The sequence below is a fragment of the Psychromonas sp. B3M02 genome, assembly GCF_003318165.1.
Classification (GTDB): domain Bacteria; phylum Pseudomonadota; class Gammaproteobacteria; order Enterobacterales; family Psychromonadaceae; genus Psychromonas.
This window is the reverse complement of sequence record NZ_QOCB01000141.1, coordinates 1-1,010: the sequence shown is the minus strand read 5'-3', so window position 1 is coordinate 1,010 and position 1,010 is coordinate 1. Positions and strand designations below refer to the sequence as shown.

Below are 1,010 nucleotides of genomic sequence, written 5' to 3'. Positions count from 1 at the left end.
AACGCTGGTGACGTCTCATTGGTGACTAACGCATCGATACTCACATTTAAGCCGGTGGTATCCACTTCAACGGTGCCCGTGTTCGTGGCGCTATTGCCCGCTGCATCGCTGGCGGTAACGGTAATAACCGTTTCACCGTCATCCAGTGCCGGTAACGTATTATCCGCTAATGTCCAGGTGCCATCGGCATTGTTAGTCGCCGTATAGGCTTCTCCGTCAACCGTGACGGTAACCACGACAACAGCCGTTGGATCGTCAATTGAGCCTGTTAGCATCGGCGTATTATCGGTGGTAATAATAGAATCCACGCTCACGACAGGCGCAGTGGTATCAATCTCAATACTGTTGGTGGCGCTATCGGTATGACCTGCTTCATCGCTTGCCGATACGCTGATCTCAACGTTACCTTCGGCTAATTCAGGTAAGGTGTCAGCCGCTAAGCTCCAAGTCCCATCACCATTGTTTACCGCGGTGTAGTCAATCTCGTTCACCGTCACAATCACGGTCGCGGTAGGGTCATCAATGCTACCGCTTAACGCTGGTGAGGTGTCGTTGGTAATTAACGCATCGATACTCACATTTAAGCCGGTGGTATCCACTTCAACGGTGCCCGTGTTCGTGGCGCTATTGCCCGCCGCATCGCTGGCGGTAACGGTAATAACCGTTTCACCGTCATCCAGTGCCGGTAACGTATTATCCGCGAGTGTCCAGGTGCCATCGGCATTGTTAGTCGCACTGTATTCAACATCATTCACTGTCACAATCACGACAGCCGTTGGATCGTCAATTGAGCCTGTTAGCATCGGCGTATTATCGGTGGTAATAATAGAATCCACACTCACGACAGGCGCAGTGGTATCAATCTCAAGACTGTTGGTGGCGCTATCGGTATGACCTGCTTCATCGCTCGCCGATACGCTGATCTCAATCTCACCTTCAGCTAACTCAGGTAAGGTGTCCGCCGCTAAGCTCCAAGTCCCATCACCATTGTTTACCGCGGTGTAATCAAT

Annotated in this window: 1 protein-coding gene; it reads right to left on the bottom strand. The window is 51.6% G+C overall.

Features of this window, described 5'->3' with window-relative positions; all coding sequences use genetic code 11:
• The coding region (locus DS885_RS15635; protein WP_258546930.1) for an Ig-like domain-containing protein at positions 1-1,010 on the bottom strand (1,010 nt) is incomplete at both ends.